The following is a 15,964-nucleotide window of genomic DNA, read 5'->3' on the forward strand; positions in this document are numbered from 1 at the left end:
CATAAATGATGAACCTGTGTGAGGTGTGGACTTATGACCCGCGAGCTGAGGAGTGCCCGTTACGGGGCGATCCTCACCTTTATCCTGGCCGGCCTGCTGGTGGGCACGATGACGGTGCGCATCCCCGCCCTGACCGACAAGCTGGACCTGTCCGAGGCCACGGTCGGGACGATCCTGCTGGTGTGGGGCCTGGGCGCGCTGGTGACCATGCAGTCCATGCGCCGCATCATGGCCCGCGTGGGCAGCAGGGCGGTGCTGCGGGCGGGCGGTCCACTGACGGCGCTCACCCTCGTCGGCGTAGCCTTCGCCCCCGACCTGCCGCTGCTGCTGGTGGCCGTGGCGCTCTTCGGCATGGCCTTCGGCGCCGTTGACGTCGCCATGAACGCCCAGGGCTCCGCCGTCGAGCGGGCGTACGGGCGGCCGCTGATGAACGGCATGCACGCCGGCTGGTGCGTGGGCGCCATCTCGGCGGGCGCACTGGGCAGCCTGGCGATCGCCGTGGGCCTGCCGTTCACCGCCAACGTGGCGCTGATCGGCCTGGTCTCGCTGCCGGTCATGGTGGCGCTCGGCCGTACGTACCTGCCCGAGCCCCCTGAGGTCGTCACCGCGACGGCGGCCAGGCGGCGCATGCCCCCGATCGTGTTCCTGCTCGGCGCCATCATGTTCTTCGCCTTCATGGTCGAGGGCACGGTCGCCGACTGGAACGGCCTCTACATGCGCGACGAGCTCGGCGCTCCCGAGGCGGTGGCGGCGCTCGGCTACCCGGTCTTCGAGGTCGGCATGCTGATCGCCAGGCTCACCGGTGACCGGTTGCGGACCAGGTTCGGCGTGCGGGGCATGCTGACCGTCTCCGGCGCCGCCACGGCCGCGTTCTTCGCGGTCGTGCTGATGGCGCCGGTGGCGCTGGTGGCGTTGTCCGCGATGTTCTTCGTCGGGCTCGGAGTGGCGACGATCTCGCCGCTCACGATGTCGCTCGCGGGGACGGCGACCGACACCCCGGGGCCGGCGATCGCGCAGGCCGGCGCCATGGGGTACGCGGGCCTGCTGCTCGGGCCGGTGGCCATCGGCTTCCTGTCGGACGCCACCTCACTGCGTACCGCACTGGGGATCGCGGTCGTCCTGGGCGTGCTGATCGCGCTCGCCGCCCGCCTGCTGCCGCGCGCCGAACCGGCCGCGATCAGCACCCTGCCCCCCGTCCGCGAGCCCGCCGAGGCCGCCGCCTGAGTGGCATGATCTCCATATGGATCTTGAAAGGAACGTCCCCTTCGACATCCAGGCGTATGAGGCGCTGGTGAAGTCGCGGCCCTGCTTCATCTGCGCCATCGTCGCCGGAGACCCGGCCTACGCCCACGAGCAGATCGTCTATGAGGACGATCACCACCTGTCCTTTCTCACGCACTATCCCACCGTGCCCGGTTACGTGCTGGTCTGCCCGAAGCGGCATGTCGAGCACGCCGTACGCGATCTCGACGAGGACGACTACCTCGCCCTGATGCGCGTGGTCAGGAAGGTGGCGCTGGCCGTGGAGGCGGTCGTGCCGTCGGAGCGCACGTACCTGCTGTCGTTGGGGAGCCGGCAGGGCAACTCCCACCTGCACTGGCACGTCGCCCCGCTGCCGCCGGGCACCCCGTACGAGAAGCAGCAGTTCTACGCGCTCATGTCCGAGAACGGCACGATCTCGTGGAGTCAGGAGCAGGCCGAGGAGATGGCGGCCCGCATCCGGGTGGCCCTCTGAGAGTTCTCTGTGGATCGGCGCGGGCGGCGCCGCAGGTCCCCACCTGGCGGCGCCCGCGCTCACAGAGAACTCACAGATCCCCTCAGAACGCCTCCAACCGGCCGCCCCACGCTGGACCCATGATCCAGCTGACCGGACTCACCAAACGCTACGGCGAACGACTCGCCGTCGACGATCTCACCTTCACGGTACGGCCCGGCCTCGTCACCGGCTTCCTGGGCCCGAACGGCGCCGGCAAGACCACGACCATGCGGATGATCCTCGGCCTCGACCTGCCCACCGCGGGCACGGCCACGATCGACGGCCGCGCGCACCACGAGCTGCCGCACCCGCTGCGCACCATCGGCTCGATGCTGGAGGCGCAGGCCGTGCACCCGCAGCGGACCGCGTACAAGCACCTGCTCTATCTGGCCCAGACGAACCGCATCCCGTCCACGCGCGTGGACGAGGTGCTCCACCTGGTCGGGATGTCGGAGGCGGCGGGCAGGAAGGCGGGCGGGTTCTCGCTGGGCATGAGCCAGCGGCTGGGCATCGCCGCGGCGCTGCTCGGCGATCCGCCGGTGCTGCTGCTGGACGAGCCGGTCAACGGCCTCGATCCGGAGGGCGTCCTGTGGGTCCGCACGCTCATCAGGAAACTGGCCACCGAGGGCCGTACCGTGCTGGTCTCCAGCCACCTGATGAGCGAGATGGCACTGACCGCGGACCGCCTCGTGGTCATCGGCAAGGGCCGGCTCATCGCCGAGGCGGAGATCGCCGAGTTCACCGAGGCCGGGGCCGTGGTTTTGGTACGCACGCCGGAGGCCACCTCCTTCGCCGCCCGGCTGGAGCTCTCCGGTGCCCACGTCAAGCTCGGCGACGAGGGCGAGCTGCTGGTCAGCGGCATGACCGCGCCCGACGTGGGCCGGCTGGCCGCGGCGGAGGGCGTACCTCTGCATGAGCTGGCCCCGCGGCGCGCGTCCCTGGAGGAGGCGTTCATGGAGCTCACCCGCGACGCCGTCGAGTACGGAGCGGCCCGATGATCGACGCCGGAGTGCTCAGAGCCGAGTGGACCAAGTTCAGCAGCATCAGGGCCACCCTGGTGCTGTCGGTGGCGACCTTCACGGTCGCGGGGCTGTTCGGGTGGCTGTTCGGCAACGCCGCCGCCAACGAGTACGCCACCGCCACGCCGCAGGAACGGCTGGACTTCCAGCCGCTGGACCAGGGCATGCGCGGGATGTTCATCGTCCAGTTGCTGATCGCGGCGCTGGGCGCGCTGGTGGCCTCCTCCGAGTACGGCTCCGGCACGATGCGCGCCAGCGTCGCCGCCGTGGGCCGGCGCGGCCGCCTGGTGGCCGCCAAGGCGATAATGACCGTGCTGACCGCCCTGCCGGTGAGCGTGGCCGCGATCTGGCTGATGTTCACGGCCGGTCAGATCACGCTGGCGACACATGGGGCGCCGTCCGTCATGCCGGGCGCGCCCGAGGCCCTGCGCATACTCCTGCTCGGGCCGCTCGTGTTCACGCTGCTGGCGCTGTTCGGGCTGACGCTCGGCCTCCTCCTGCGCGGTACGGCCGCCGCCGTGAACATCAGCACCGCCTTCCTCCTGATCCCCATCCTGGCCTCGTCCGCCCCCGGCATCCTGCGCGACATCCTGTCCACGTACTGGCCCAACACCGCGGCCTTCCAGGCGGTCTCCGGCACGTCCGAGCTGCCGCCCGTGCTGGCGTTCGGGGTGCTCATCGCCTTCGTCGCGGTCATGCTGGTGGGAGCGTTCGTCCAGTTCAAGAACCGCGACACCTGACTAGGCTCGACACCGGGAGGTGCCTCACTTGGGCGAACGGCTGCTGGTGGTCGACGACGAGCCCACCGTCAAAGAGCTGCTGTCGGCGACCCTGCGCTTCGCGGGCTTCACCGTGAGCTCGGCCGACACCGGCGCCCAGGCGCTGGAGGCGGCCCGCCGCGACCCGCCCGACCTGGTGCTGCTCGACGTCATGCTGCCCGACCTCGACGGGTTCGAGGTCATCCGCCGCCTGCGCGGCCTGCCCAGGGCCGGCGGGCGTCCCGGCCCGGTGCCCGTCCTGTTCCTGACCGCGCGCGACGCCAAGGCCGACAAGATCACCGGGCTCGGGCTCGGCGGCGACGACTACGTGACCAAGCCGTTCGACCTGGAGGAGCTGCTGGCCCGCATCAGGGCCATCCTGCGCCGCACGGGCGCGATCCCCGACGAGCACACACTGGTCGTCGGGGATCTCGAAGTCGATCCCGACGCCCACCAGGTGACCAGGGCCGGACATCCGGTACGCCTGTCGCCCACGGAGTTCCGCCTCCTGCACCACCTGGTGCTCAACGCGGGCCGGGTGCTGCCGAAGTCGCAGATCCTGGAACACGTGTGGCGTTACGACTTCGCCGGTGACACGAGCATCGTGGACACGTACGTCAGCTATCTCCGCCGCAAGCTCGGCGACCCCACGCTGATCCAGACCGTCCACGGCGTCGGCTACCTGCTGCGCAAGCCCCGATCATGATCCGCCGGCTGTCCCTGCGCGCCCGGCTGCTGGCGATCACGGTCATGCTGCTGGTCGTCGGCCTGGCCGTGATCAGCTCGGTCCTGGTGCGGCAGCTAGAGTCCCAGCTCCTGTCCCGCGTGGACGCGCAGCTCGAACCCATGGTCAGAGCCCTGGCGGCGATCCCGCCCGACTTCCTGGCCAAGATGACGGCGCAGGCGAAGACGCCCGGCGTCGTGCCCGGCCAGTTCGACCTGATCCAGAAGGGCTATGCCGCCTACCTCGGCTCCGACGGCGTCGTGACCCGCGAGTTCGGCGACCCGCCCGGACCTCGCCTGCCGCGCCTCGACCTCACCGCCGTCGCGGGGCGGCCGTTCACCGTTCCGGGGGCGGACGGCGAGGAGTGGCGGGCGGTCGCGCTGCCCGCGCGGACCCCTCAGACCGGCGTGGTCGCGGCGGTGTCGCTGGCGGGCATGTACTCGACCGTCGACCGGCTGCGCGCGGCCTGCCTCGTGGCCGGCACGATCCTGCTCGCCCTGCTGGCGGTGGCGGGCGGGTTCGCGATCAGGGCCGGGCTCGCGCCGCTGCGCCGCGTGGAGGAGACGGCGGCGGCCATCGCGGACGGCGACCTGACCAGGCGGGTGCCCGAGCTGGCCACCCCCGGCACCGAGGTCGGCAGCCTCGCCCTCTCCCTCAACAAGATGCTCGCCCAGATCGAGCAGGGGGTCGCGGCCAGGGCCGCCTCCGAGGCGCGCATGCGCAGGTTCGTCGCCGACGTCAGCCATGAGCTGCGTACCCCGTTGTTCGGCATCAAGGGCTTCTCCGAGCTGTACCGGATGGGCGGGACGGAGGCCGCGCCCGCGCTGGCCCGCATCGAGCAGGAGTCGGCCCGGCTGGCCAAGCTCGTGGACGACCTGCTCCTGCTCGCCGGCCTGGACGAGAGCGACGGCCCCGGCCTCGACCTCACCCCGATGGACCTGCGCACCCTCGCCGCCGACGCCCGCCACGACTTCACCGCCCTCGACCCGTCCCGCCCCATCGCCTTCACCGGCCCCTTCGACGGCCCCGCCGCCACCGCCCCCGTGCTCGGGGACGAGGACCGGCTGCGGCAGGTGGTCAGCAACCTGGTCGGCAACGCCATCGCCCACACCCCCGCCGGCACCCCGGTACGAATCGGCGTGGGGACCGACGGCGGCGAGTCCGTGCTGGTCATCGCCGACGAAGGGCCCGGGCTGACGGCCGGGGAGGCGGAGCGGGTGTTCGACCGCTTCTACCGCCCCGACTCCTCCCGGGCCCGGGCCACCGGGGGTGCGGGGCTGGGGCTGGCGATCGTACGGTCCATCGTCGCGGCGCACGGGGGACGCGTGGACCTGCGCTCCGCTCCGGGGCAGGGCACGTCCTTCGAGGTCAGGCTTCCGACCGCCAGCCTTCCCGAATGACGGGTGCCCGCTTCACCGCTCCGGCTAAGACCCGGCCGGCTCCCTGCTGAGGGTGACTCCCTTCGCGGCCCACTCGGTGAGCCGGCCCAGGAACGTCCTGGCGGTGGGCAGGTGCTCGTCCTCGGCGAACAGCACGGCCGCGTGGAACGCGTGCGGCATCCCCTCGTAGACGTCGAGGTCCACCGGCGTTCCGGCCGCCGCCGCGGCCTCGGCGAAGCGGCGGGCGTCGCCGAGCAGCACCTCGTCGCCGCCGACCGGCAGCAGGATCGGCGGGAGCCCGCACAGGTCGCCGTAGACGGGCGACTGGGGCGCCTGGTCGGGACGGGCTCCGGCGAGGTACTGGGTGGCGATCGAGCCCATGATCGACGGGTCGATCGAGTCGCGCCCGCCGGTGGTGACGGGCTCGGCGGCGAAGTCGGTGACCGGCGAGACCGACACGGCACCCCCGGGCATGGGGTCCCCGGCCTCGGCCAGCATCAGCAGCGCGGACAGGATCAGCGTGCCCCCGGCGGACTCGCCGGCCAGCAGAATCCGCCCGGCCGGTACCCCTTGGCGGAGCAGGCTCCGGTAGACGGCCACGACGTCCTCGATCGCGGCCGGGAAGGGGTGGGCGGGCGCCAGCCGGTAGTCCACGGCGAACGCCGGCCGGCCGGTGGCCTTGGACAGGCGGTAGGCCATGATCCGTTCCATCGGCGGGTTGCTGAAGGAGAACCCGCCGCCGTGCACGTAGACGATGACACCCGTGCCGATCGCCAGGCCGCCGGCGGTGACCCAGGTGCCGGGGACCTCACCGGTCTCCGGCAGGACGGGGTCAAGGCCGGCGTCCGCCGGGAGCGCCGGTGGGTCGGAGAAGATCTCGGACATCCGCGTACGGACGGCGTCCTGTTCGTGGGGGGTGGCGGGGAGGTGGGTGACGTTCAAGAGATGATCCCTTCGGCCCGGGCGTGACCGGGCATGCGAAAGCTACGGTTTGGTGAGTTACGGGCGTATCGGCGCGCGTCATCACCCGAAGATCGCCATGGCGGCAGATATCGGACGCCAGAGTCCGTCGGAGTCCGTACGTATCCGTCGGCGAACCGTCGGAGTCCGTACGTGCCCGTTGACAGACCTCAGTCGTCGGAATCCGTACATGTCCGTCGGCCGGAACGGCGCTGACGGGTCCTCGACCGGCCTGCGACCGGTCTTCAGGGGTGACGCGCGGGCGCTATGCGCTCAGGCGCGGCCTATGACGTGTGAGTCCACGGCGATCATCCCCTTGAATACGGTGCCGCCCACCCGCCCCCGTCTTCCCGGTTGGCGTCACACGGCACGCCGATCATTACAAACGCCCCACGATCCCTTTGTCAACCGCCGACCGGTGCGCGATTTGCGGCATTTGAGCTTCGCCTCGATCATCGGATCATGGCAGACGTGACCCGGATGAGCGCCGGCGTCCCACAGGGCACACGGGAGCGCCTCACCGCCCGGATGACCGAGGAGAAGGCGAAGCGGCGCCACCTCCTGGCCGACCCCCGCTGGAAGGTCCCCGGACGCGCGCCGGCCGAGACACGGGCCGCCATCCGAGCTGAGGCCCACGCCCATCTGCGCGAACTGCGCGAGGCAGGGGCACTGTGCGACACCATCGACGTCCTCATGACGCACGCCGTACGCGCCGAACTCACCGACCGAGGATGGGACCATTCCTGGCCGCCCCCGCCCCCGACGGCGCCCCGGTCGGGCCCATGGCTGGGAACCGCCGGCCACTCCTGGCCCGAGCGGATCTCCGTTCGCCTGCCGAGCGACCTCGCCGAGCGCCTCTACCGCGCGTGCCGGCACACCAGCGAGCCGACCCTCGCCGCCCTGCGCGCCTGGCGCGACGATCCCCTGCAGTACGGGCGGTACAGGGAGGTGGCCGACCAGGTGACCACCCCGGGCGACATCCTCCGCGACGCGATCGCCCGAGCGCTCACCAACCGGGCCCCTGTGGGACGAGATCACCGACGCCTACTTCCGCTGGGTGTCGTGGGGCGAGCCCGGCCGGGACCGATTCGGGATGACGATCACGCCTGAGGGCCGGCGGATCTGGCTGGACACCCCGGACCACACACTGACCTGAGCGCCAGAAGGTGAGTTCGCCTTTTCGCGGCCGGCTCGGCTACGACCTCCCGCCATCAGCCATTGCCCGGCGATCGAGCTCTGCCCGGATCTGGCCGAGCCACTCTGCGGCCAGCCTGCGCCCGTCCGGGAGTTGGTCGCCTCGGTCCCAGCGCCACGCAGTGATCATCGCCAGCATGAGGATCCGGCACTCGCGCAGCAACTCTTGATCGACATCCGGATAGTGCTCGCTGATCTCTTCGGGCGCGTGGGCGAGGTCGAATTCGACAGGCCCGCGGCAACACGTCTCAAGGTCGATGAACAGCGGCCCGTTCTTCGTGGTGAGCAGGTTGCCCGGGTGCGGCTCGCCGTGCAGCAGTTGCTCGGAGGCGCCGCGCTCGCCGATCACTCGTCGCATGTTTCGCAACGTGTCACCGAGCAGTTCCCGGTCCTCGTCGGCGAGCTCCGGGGTAAGGTCGCGGTTCGCCACGAGTTGCTGGGCCTCCTCGACTCGATCCGTGTAGTGCGGCGTCGGGACATCGAGCTTGCGCATGCCGGCGTGCAACCGCTCGAGCGCATGGGCGTAGTCAGCCGGTGAGATCTCTTGAGGTGGTGTCGCGGGTTCGTAGTAGGTCCACAGCGTGATCACGAAGCCGTCGCGCTCATGGACGCGTGGCTCCACTCGGGGCTCGAGAGCGGCCATCGGGCATCCGGATTCGATGAGCCGCTGGGCGAGGTCGACTTCGAACTGCGCGACCTGCTCTGCCACAGGTGCCACCCGGGCCAGGACATCACAGGGCAGCAGGCGGAGGGCGAGCTTGTTCGAGTTGTTGAGAACGATCGCGTCGTCGGCTGTCAGGCCGAGTGATGAGGCGGTCGATATGGCCGCGGACACCGCACGCGAGACCTCTGACGCCTGCATCGTCGCATGACCCCTCTCCCTTGAGCGCCGCCGTGCTCTCCAGGCGGTGCGATCGGGGCACCATACCAAGCCGCCTGTCACAGCGACATCTGTGAACGGTGGGCAGGTGATGGTTTCCGCACGACGTAATCGGGGCTGAGCTGGGTTTGAGGCCCCGACGGGAGCCCGGGGTCGGAAAACCCCCGGGCTCCGAGGACTGCTACTTGCGCTTGTTGACCTCTTCGGTCAGCTGCGGGACCACCTGGTGGAGGTCGCCCACCACGCCATAGTCCGCCAGCTCGAAGATCGGAGCCTCAGGGTCCTTGTTGATGGCGACGATCGTCTTCGCCGTCTGCATGCCCGCCCGGTGCTGGATGGCCCCCGAGATGCCGGCCGCGATGTAGAGCTGCGGCGACACCGTCTTGCCCGTCTGACCCACCTGGAACTGGTGGGGGTACCAGCCGGCGTCCGTGGCGGCGCGTGACGCGCCCACCGCGGCGCCCAAAGCGTCGGCCAGGCCTTCGATGATGACGAAGTTCTCGGCCGAGCCCACGCCGCGACCGCCGGAGACCACGATGGCGGCCTCCGTCAGCTCGGGGCGGGCGCCCTTCTCCTGCTTGACGCGCTCGACGATGCGGGCGGCCTTGGCGGCGTCGGTCAGCGTGACCGAGACCTCCTCCTCGGCCCCGGCCCCGGCCGACGCCACGGGGGCGGTCGAGTTGGGGCGTACGGCGACGATGGGCGTGCCCTTGCGTACCTTCGAGTGCACGTTGACGCCGCCACCGAAGATGGACTGGTCGGCCACGAAGCCCTCACCGAGGCCCACCGCGTCGGTGATGACGCCGGAGTCGGTCTTGACGGCCAGGCGGCCGGCGACTTCCTTGCCCTCCGCCGTGGCGGCCACGAGGACGGCGGCCGGGGACGCGGCGGCGACGAGCTGGGCGAGCAGTTCGGCCTTGGGCGCGACCACGTGGTCCACGATGTCGCTGGAGGCGGCGACGTAGATCTTGTCTGCGCCGTATTCGGTGAGCTTGGCCTTGGCCTCGGCGGTGAGGCCGGGGCCGGCCCAGACGGCCGCGGGCGAGCCGAGGGAGCGGGCCAGGGTCAGCAGTTCGAGTGTGACCTTCTTGACCTCGCCTTCGACCTGCTCGACGAGAACGAGAATCTCCGACATTTCCGTAGTACCCCCGTTCTCAGATGAACTTCTTGGACGCCAGGTAGTCGGCGGCGTTCGCGCCACCGTCGCCCTCGTCCTTGACGATCGTGCCGGCCGCGCGCGGTGGGGCCGCGGCGAAGTCGACGACCTCGGACCAGGCGGCGGCCAGGCCCACCTGGGACGCGTCGATGGAGGCGTCGCCGATGGCCAGCGTCTCGACCGGCTTCTTCTTGGCCGCCATGATGCCCTTGAAGGACGGGTAGCGCGGCTCGTTGATCTTCTCGACCACGGACACGACGGCGGGCAGCGCGGCCTCGACCTTGTCGAAGCCGTAGTCGGTGATCCGCTGGATCTTGATCGAGGTGCCCTCGACCTCGACCTTGTTGGCCAGCGTGAGCTGCGGGGTGCCGAGGCGCTCGGCCAGCATCGCGGCCAGTACGCCGGTGCGCGCGTCGGTGGACTCGGAGCCCAGGATGACCAGGTCGAACCCGATCTTGTTGAGCACCTGCGCCATCGCGTACGAGGTGGAGAGCGCGTCGGAGCCGTGCAGCGCGTCGTCGCTGAGGTGGACGGCCTTGTCGGCGCCCATGGCCAGCGCCTTGCGGATCGTCTCGGTGGCCCTGCCGGGACCCATGGTGAGGACGGTCACCTCACCGCCGTGGGCCTCCTTGAGCTTCAGCGCCTCCTCGACCGCGTACTCGTCGAGCTCGTTGACGACGCCGTCGGCGGCGGCGCGGTCGAGCGTGTTGTCATCGGACCGCAGCTTGCGCTCGGTCGCCGTATCGGGGACCTGCTTCACGCAGACGACGATGTTCATGGCCGGTGGCCGACCTCCCGTAGTTCGCGTGCGCCCCCGCGCGGGTGCGGTGGGCGCCGAATGCATGCTGTCCAGATTGCCAGGTGCCCGCGGGGCTCCCGACAGAGGGTCTGTCGCGCTTATGTTACCCATGGGTAGCTTACGCCCAAACCGGCGCGCTCCCATCCACCACCATACCGAACTTTATTCGGTCACCTACGCGGACAGCAGGAACACGACCCCCACCACCAGAGCCGTACCCGCGAAGAGCGCCAGCGTGAACGTGCTGAACGCCGCCGCCAGCCCGAAACAGATCCCGACCGCCCCGGCCACGCAGAGCGTGTCCGTGATCAACCGGCTCCGCTGGTACGGGCTGCGCGAGAACATCGCCACCCCCGCGTCGATGACGACCCCCAGCGAGTAGGCCGCCAGCAGGAACAACGAGACCTCGGGCAAAGGCACCCTGGCGGCGGCCGCCAGCAGCGACACGAACAGCCCGGACCCGATCAGCCAGCGCCTGCGCACCTTCTCCCGATGCCGGGCCCTGGACGCCTCCACCGACCGCCGATGCTGCTCCCTGCCGGGCCGCCACTCCCTGGTGCTCATATCGTCGGCGGCGGCTCGGACATGGGCATGATCATGGGCCTGATCACGAACACGGGCATGGACGTCCGCGGCCACCTGAGGCCGTACGGTGGCGCGGCGTACGTGGGACACGGGCGCCACGCCCAGCCTGGCGCAGATCTGCGCCGCCGTCGGCCGCGCACCCGGTTCGGTCGACAGGCACTCCCGTAACAACGGCTCCAGCCACTCCGGCACGCCCTCCAGATCGGGCGGATGGTGCACGACCCGATAGGCGACCGCCGACGCGGGCCCCTGCCCGTACGGCTGCCGCCCCGTGGCCGCGTAGGCCAGCGTCGCCCCGAACGAGAACACGTCCGACTCCACCCCCGCGGCCCGCCCTTCGAGCACCTCGGGAGCGAGATAGCCGGGCGTGCCCACCACCGCGCCCGAGGCCGTGACGGACAGCGAGTCGAGCGCGCTGGCGATGCCGAAGTCGATCACCACGGGCTCGCCCTCGGTCATCATCACGTTGGCCGGCTTGAGGTCGCGATGCACCACCCCGGACTCGTGCATGGCCAGCAGCGCGTCGCCGAGACCGGCGGCCAGCCGCCGCAGCTCGACGACGGGCACGGGGACGGCGCTGAGCGGGCGCCCCTGCACGTAGCGGGTCACCAGGTAGGGCCTGGTGCCCTGCAGCGAGGCGTCCAGCACCTCCGCCACGTGCGGCCCGCCGACCATGCGCATGGTCTCCACCTCGCGCGCCAGCCGGGCCAGCGCGCCACCGTCGGCCGCCACGTGCGGGTGCAGGACCTTGACCGCGACCGTGCGCCCCTCAGGGTCCAGCGCCAGGTGCACCTCGCCGAATCCGCCGGCCCCGAGCCGGGAGAGTAGCTCGTATGGGCCGAGGTGCTCGCTCATACTTCATCTCTCCCCTTAGCCGACGACGGGGACACTCAGCCCCAGGGATTCAGGAACCCCAGCCCGAGCCCGTTCATCAGACTGCCCACCAACCCGGTGATCAGGCCGACCGTGCTCTGTCTCGCGTCGGTCGCCAGATCGTCGATCACCGACTCTGGCGCCCGCCAGGGCGACCACACCGGGTCCTGGCCCAGCGCGAACATCACCGCGAACAGCGCCGCGGTGCCCACCAGCACGACCGCGACCAGCGCCGCACCAGGGCTGCGCAGCACGCCGGTGAGCGTACGGGTGACGGCCTTGCGCGGCGCGCCGCCGCCGGGCAGCACGAACAGGCCCGCGGCGAAGGCGCCCGCCCCGAAGGAGGCCGCCTCGTTGACGCTCATCTGCCCGGCCCAGTGGAGCACGCCCCAGACGCACACGCCGAACAGCAGCGCCAGTGGTACGTGGACCAGCGTTACGAGCGCGGACTTCACCAGCGCCCACGGCGTGCCGACCAGGGCCAGCAGCGGGTCGGCGGCGCTGCTCCCGCGTACCTGGCGGCGTTTGACCAGGTCGCCGAAGAGATATTCGCCGATGCGCAGCACCAGCGCGAGCGCGACGGCCACCGCGCCCGCCATGACCGGCATCATGACGGTCACCGCCACCAGCGTGACCAGCAGGAGCAGGCCGACGAACTGGCTGCCGAACAGGTATTTCTTCCGCTCGGCCGGCGGAGTGTACTGGCGCGGCTCGGGCGGCGGAGTGTACGGCCTGACCTGCGACGGCGAGGTGGGCGGCGGCGCCGGATAGCCCGCCACCCGCTGGTCGGGACGCGGCATCGGCGGCCTGGCGGAAACCGGCGCCGGCACATACGGCGGCGGCCGCTCCTCCCGGCGTGGCCGCTCCTCCCGGCGCGGCTGCCGCACCGGCGCGGGTGCGGGCGCGCCGTACTCGACCGGCGGCAGCAGGTCGGAGTAGTTGTTCTCCAGGGCCCGCGTCCGATTGCCCAGCCGCTTGGTGCCCGTCGGCCCGTCGATGGCCGTCTCGTTGAACGTCGTCACCGACGGATCGAGCGCCCTGGCCATCCGCAGCAGCTCCTGGGCGCCCGGCCGGGCCGACGGCTCGACGTTCAGGGCCCGGCTGAGCCAGCCGCGCAGCCACGCGGGCGCCTTGTCGATCTGCGCCCGGCCTTCCATGATGTTGAAGCAGACGACTTCGAACGTTCCCGTGCCGAACGGCGGCGCCCCGGTCGCGGCGAAGAACACCGTCGAGGCCAGCGCGTGCACGTCGGCCGCCTGGGTGATCTCGGAGTCGCGGATGATCTCGGGCGCCAGATAGCCGGGCGTGCCGACGAACATGCCGGTCTGGGTCAGCCGGGTGGCGTTCACCAGGTGGGCGATGCCGAAGTCGATGACCAGCGGCTCGCCGTCGACCAGCATGACGTTGGACGGCTTGAAGTCGCGGTGGATCACGTCGGCCGCGTGGATGGCCACGAGCGCCTGGCAGAGCCCCTGGGTCAGCCTGATGATCTCGCGGGCCTCCAGAGCGCCCTCGGAAAGGACGGTCTCCTCCAGGGTGCGGCCGGGCGCGAAGCGGGTCACCACGTACGGCTGACCGCCCACGAGCTCGGCGTCGATCACCTCGGCGACGTGCGGGCTGCGTACCCGGCGCATGGTCTCGACCTCGCGGGTGAGCCGGTCGCGCGCCTTCAGGTCGGCGGCCACATGGGGGTGCAGGACCTTGATGGCGACCTCGCGGCCCTCACCGTCGAGACCGAGGTGGACGACCCCCATGCCGCCCTCACCGATCTTCCTGACCAGCCGATAAGGGCCGAGGCGTTCTGGTGCTTGGGTGCTCATCGCCACCTTCCCCGCGTCATTCCCCGGAATTCCCCCCTAGCCCATCGAGCTGCTGTACCACTGGATCGACGTTCAGCGGAGTCCATACGGCCCCCCTTGGATTGTCCCCGAACGTGCCGTAAGCGAGGATCAGCGAAAGCGCGGCACCCGCCGCGAGAACTCCCGCCATCACCATCGCCGCTGTTCTCGAGGGTACGAGCGATGAGAGCGTTCTGCGCATTTGTTTGCCAGGTCCCTCCACTCCGGGGCCTGCGCAGACGGTCCAGAGCGCGATCGCGGCGCCCCAGGCCAGGGCGTACGACGGGTTCATGCCGGCCACCACGGTCAGCAGCAGCGTGACCGGCAGCCCGAGGATGAGCGCGTAGAGGCCGAGCGCCAGCGTGATGCCCAGCGACTTGACCAGCTCCGCCGGATGGGCGAACACGCGCACCACGTCGAGCGCCGCCGCACCCGCCGCCCGGCGGGCCGTGAGCTGCGGCTGTGCCATGTCGGCGGCGCGCAGCAGGATCGCGACCGGGAGCGCCACGACCGCCACGAGCACCGGCGCCATCACGGCCGCCACGATCATCAGGATCAGCAGCATCGAGCTCGCCACGCCGTAGGCCCGCGACCGCTGCAGCACCTTGCCCGGCTGCACGCTCGGGATGTACGGCTCCCGCTTGGTCCGCGGGTCGAGCTGCTGGTGGTGCTGCTGCGCCGGGATGTACGGCGGCGGCTGCACCGGAATCGGGTTCGGCCGGCCGTATTCGACCCCGTCGGGCCCGTTGCCGATCCGGCCCGCGCTGGGCCCGGACCCAGGGTGCGGCGGCGGCGCGTGCAGCCGGTTGTAGTCGGGCGAGTCAGGCCGCACCCGCCTCGTGGGCACGTCGGTCTCACCGTGCCGCGGCGCCGCGGGCCCGTTGCTCCGCGGCTGAGGCTGGGCCTGCTGCTGCGGATAGGCGCCCGACTCACGCTGGATCTGCCGCAGCTCCTCCTGCGTCACCCGGCGGGTCGGCCACGGGTCGGGCTGGTCGGGCAGGAGCGAGACGAACCGCTGGTCCTGCTGCGGCGGCGGCGCGACGGGCTGCGGCTCCTGGTTCTCCAGCAGCCGCCTCGGCGTCACCGGCGGCGTCGAGATGTCATAGGACGGCTTGTCGGTCACCCGTGGCGGGGCCGCGAACTCGGTGGAGGGCGGCGGCCCGTCGGGGCGCGGCACCGTCGAGATCTCGTCGGGCGTGCCGGCCGGCGGCCTGGGCAGCATCCGGGCGGTCTGCTCGGCCAGGTCGGCCGCCTTGGGCCGCTTGGCCGGGTTGCGCTGGAACGCCGACTTGAGCAGCGGCCGCAGCTCGGCGGGGGCCGCGCTGATGTCGGCCTTGCCCGCGGTGATGTTGTAGAAGATCATCTCCAGCGTGCCCTTGCCGAAGGGCGGCTGGCCCGTGCCGGCGTAGAGCAGCGTGCCCGCCCAGGCGTGGATGTCGACCTCGGGGCCCGCCTCCTGGCCCTCGATGATCTCGGGCGCGAGGTAGCCGGGCGTGCCGATGAACATGCCGGTCTGCGTGAGCCGGGTCGCGTCGACGGCCTGCGCGATGCCGAAGTCGATCAGCACCGGCTCGCCGTCGAGGATGAGCACGTTGCCGGGCTTGAGGTCGCGGTGGATCACGCCCACCGAGTGCACGACGGCCAGCGCCGACGCCACCCCGTGCGCGACCTTGATCAGCGCCGGCAGGTCGAGGGGCCCGTCGTCCTTGACGATCTCGTCGAGCGGACGGCCGGGCACGTAACGCGTGACGATGTACGGACGATGACCGGTCACATCGGCGTCGAGCACCTCGGCGATGAATTTGCTCCGCACGCGGCGCATGGTCTCGACCTCGCGCGAAAGCCGCCGCCTGGCGACCTCGTCACCGGCGACCTCTCCGCGCAGGACCTTGACCGCCACCTGCCGCCCCTGGGGGTCGACAGCAAGGTGGACAACGCCCATCCCGCCTTCACCGAGCCGCCTGAGCAGCCGGTAAGGGCCTAGTCGGTCATCGTTCATGGCATGAAGCACCATACCGGCTTAATCCCCGCCCACGAGATGAA

At 71.1% G+C, this 15,964-nt stretch carries 14 protein-coding genes; 7 read left to right on the top strand and 7 right to left on the bottom strand.

Translation table 11 applies throughout. The annotated features are described in order from the left end of the window. Positions 1-33 precede the first annotated feature (33 nt). The 6 genes from C4V41_RS29060 to C4V41_RS29085 all read left to right on the top strand — a co-directional run bounded on the left by C4V41_RS29060 (position 34) and on the right by C4V41_RS29085 (position 5,657). The gene (locus tag C4V41_RS29060; RefSeq protein ID WP_103959124.1) at positions 34-1,224 is read left to right on the top strand and encodes an MFS transporter; all 1,191 of its coding nucleotides are present in this window, start codon (positions 34-36) and stop codon (positions 1,222-1,224) included. Between the two features lie 16 nt (positions 1,225-1,240). Beyond that, positions 1,241-1,735 (top strand): HIT family protein, encoded by a 495-nt coding sequence (locus tag C4V41_RS29065; protein ID WP_103959125.1) that lies wholly within the window; start codon positions 1,241-1,243, stop codon positions 1,733-1,735. 119 nt (positions 1,736-1,854) lie between these two features. Continuing rightward, a complete protein-coding gene (locus C4V41_RS29070; protein WP_103959126.1) occupies positions 1,855-2,754 on the top strand; it encodes an ABC transporter ATP-binding protein in 900 nt (299 codons plus the stop codon). Beyond that, complete coding sequence (locus C4V41_RS29075; RefSeq protein WP_103959127.1) at positions 2,751-3,515, top strand: ABC transporter permease; 765 nt, start codon at positions 2,751-2,753, stop codon at positions 3,513-3,515. Before C4V41_RS29070 ends, C4V41_RS29075 begins: the two co-directional genes overlap by 4 nt. 28 nt (positions 3,516-3,543) lie before the next feature. After that, positions 3,544-4,239 carry a response regulator transcription factor gene (locus C4V41_RS29080; RefSeq protein ID WP_103959128.1) on the top strand — a complete coding sequence of 232 codons (696 nt, stop codon included), beginning with the start codon at positions 3,544-3,546 and terminating at the stop codon, positions 4,237-4,239. Next, positions 4,236-5,657, top strand: a complete 1,422-nt coding sequence (locus tag C4V41_RS29085) for a sensor histidine kinase (RefSeq protein ID WP_103959129.1) — start codon at positions 4,236-4,238, stop codon at positions 5,655-5,657. The genes C4V41_RS29080 and C4V41_RS29085 overlap by 4 nt, the downstream gene beginning before the upstream one ends. 24 nt (positions 5,658-5,681) lie before the next feature. Here C4V41_RS29085 and C4V41_RS29090 read toward each other — a convergent pair whose 3' ends face one another. Further along, positions 5,682-6,578: an alpha/beta hydrolase gene (locus C4V41_RS29090; protein WP_235030442.1), complete on the bottom strand. Its 897-nt coding sequence runs from the start codon at positions 6,576-6,578 to the stop codon at positions 5,682-5,684. A gap of 480 nt (positions 6,579-7,058) precedes the next feature. On the opposite strand from C4V41_RS29090, the gene C4V41_RS62045 reads away from it, so the two are divergent. After that, the gene (locus C4V41_RS62045) at positions 7,059-7,706 is read left to right on the top strand and encodes a hypothetical protein (protein ID WP_160150418.1); all 648 of its coding nucleotides are present in this window, start codon (positions 7,059-7,061) and stop codon (positions 7,704-7,706) included. Between the two features lie 85 nt (positions 7,707-7,791). Here the strand turns inward: C4V41_RS62045 and C4V41_RS29100 are convergent, their stop codons facing one another. From C4V41_RS29100 to C4V41_RS63180, 6 genes are all read right to left on the bottom strand, one after another. Continuing rightward, complete coding sequence (locus C4V41_RS29100; protein WP_103959130.1) at positions 7,792-8,652, bottom strand: phosphotransferase; 861 nt, start codon at positions 8,650-8,652, stop codon at positions 7,792-7,794. Positions 8,653-8,851: 199 nt separating this feature from the next. Next, positions 8,852-9,805, bottom strand: a complete 954-nt coding sequence (locus tag C4V41_RS29105; protein WP_103959131.1) for an electron transfer flavoprotein subunit alpha/FixB family protein — start codon at positions 9,803-9,805, stop codon at positions 8,852-8,854. Between the two features lie 19 nt (positions 9,806-9,824). Next, the gene (locus tag C4V41_RS29110) at positions 9,825-10,604 is read right to left on the bottom strand and encodes an electron transfer flavoprotein subunit beta/FixA family protein (protein ID WP_103959132.1); all 780 of its coding nucleotides are present in this window, start codon (positions 10,602-10,604) and stop codon (positions 9,825-9,827) included. 195 nt (positions 10,605-10,799) lie between these two features. Further along, positions 10,800-12,065: a serine/threonine-protein kinase gene (locus C4V41_RS29115; RefSeq protein ID WP_103959133.1), complete on the bottom strand. Its 1,266-nt coding sequence runs from the start codon at positions 12,063-12,065 to the stop codon at positions 10,800-10,802. 35 nt (positions 12,066-12,100) lie between these two features. After that, the gene (locus tag C4V41_RS29120; protein ID WP_103959134.1) at positions 12,101-13,903 is read right to left on the bottom strand and encodes a serine/threonine-protein kinase; all 1,803 of its coding nucleotides are present in this window, start codon (positions 13,901-13,903) and stop codon (positions 12,101-12,103) included. Positions 13,904-13,919: 16 nt separating this feature from the next. Continuing rightward, entirely contained in the window at positions 13,920-15,920 is a 2,001-nt protein-coding gene (locus C4V41_RS63180) for a serine/threonine-protein kinase (protein WP_200824294.1), read from the bottom strand. Positions 15,921-15,964 lie beyond the last annotated feature (44 nt).

Source organism: Nonomuraea solani, from assembly GCF_900108335.1.
In the GTDB taxonomy this organism is placed as follows: Bacteria; Actinomycetota; Actinomycetes; order Streptosporangiales; family Streptosporangiaceae; genus Nonomuraea; species Nonomuraea solani.

Bases quoted from the DNA above. Each gene is read 5' to 3' on its own strand.
- C4V41_RS29060 (WP_103959124.1), top strand. From the start codon at position 34: ATGACCCGCGAGCTGAGGAGTGCCCGTTACGGGGCGATCCTCACCTTT.
- C4V41_RS29065 (WP_103959125.1), top strand. From the start codon at position 1,241: ATGGATCTTGAAAGGAACGTCCCCTTCGACATCCAGGCGTATGAGGCG.
- C4V41_RS29070 (WP_103959126.1), top strand. From the start codon at position 1,855: ATGATCCAGCTGACCGGACTCACCAAACGCTACGGCGAACGACTCGCC.
- C4V41_RS29075 (WP_103959127.1), top strand. From the start codon at position 2,751: ATGATCGACGCCGGAGTGCTCAGAGCCGAGTGGACCAAGTTCAGCAGC.
- C4V41_RS29085 (WP_103959129.1), top strand. From the start codon at position 4,236: ATGATCCGCCGGCTGTCCCTGCGCGCCCGGCTGCTGGCGATCACGGTC.
- C4V41_RS62045 (WP_160150418.1), top strand. From the start codon at position 7,059: ATGGCAGACGTGACCCGGATGAGCGCCGGCGTCCCACAGGGCACACGG.
- C4V41_RS29100 (WP_103959130.1), bottom strand. From the start codon at position 8,652: ATGCAGGCGTCAGAGGTCTCGCGTGCGGTGTCCGCGGCCATATCGACC.
- C4V41_RS29105 (WP_103959131.1), bottom strand. From the start codon at position 9,805: ATGTCGGAGATTCTCGTTCTCGTCGAGCAGGTCGAAGGCGAGGTCAAG.
- C4V41_RS29110 (WP_103959132.1), bottom strand. From the start codon at position 10,604: ATGAACATCGTCGTCTGCGTGAAGCAGGTCCCCGATACGGCGACCGAG.
- C4V41_RS29115 (WP_103959133.1), bottom strand. From the start codon at position 12,065: ATGAGCGAGCACCTCGGCCCATACGAGCTACTCTCCCGGCTCGGGGCC.
- C4V41_RS29120 (WP_103959134.1), bottom strand. From the start codon at position 13,903: ATGAGCACCCAAGCACCAGAACGCCTCGGCCCTTATCGGCTGGTCAGG.
- C4V41_RS63180 (WP_200824294.1), bottom strand. From the start codon at position 15,920: ATGAACGATGACCGACTAGGCCCTTACCGGCTGCTCAGGCGGCTCGGT.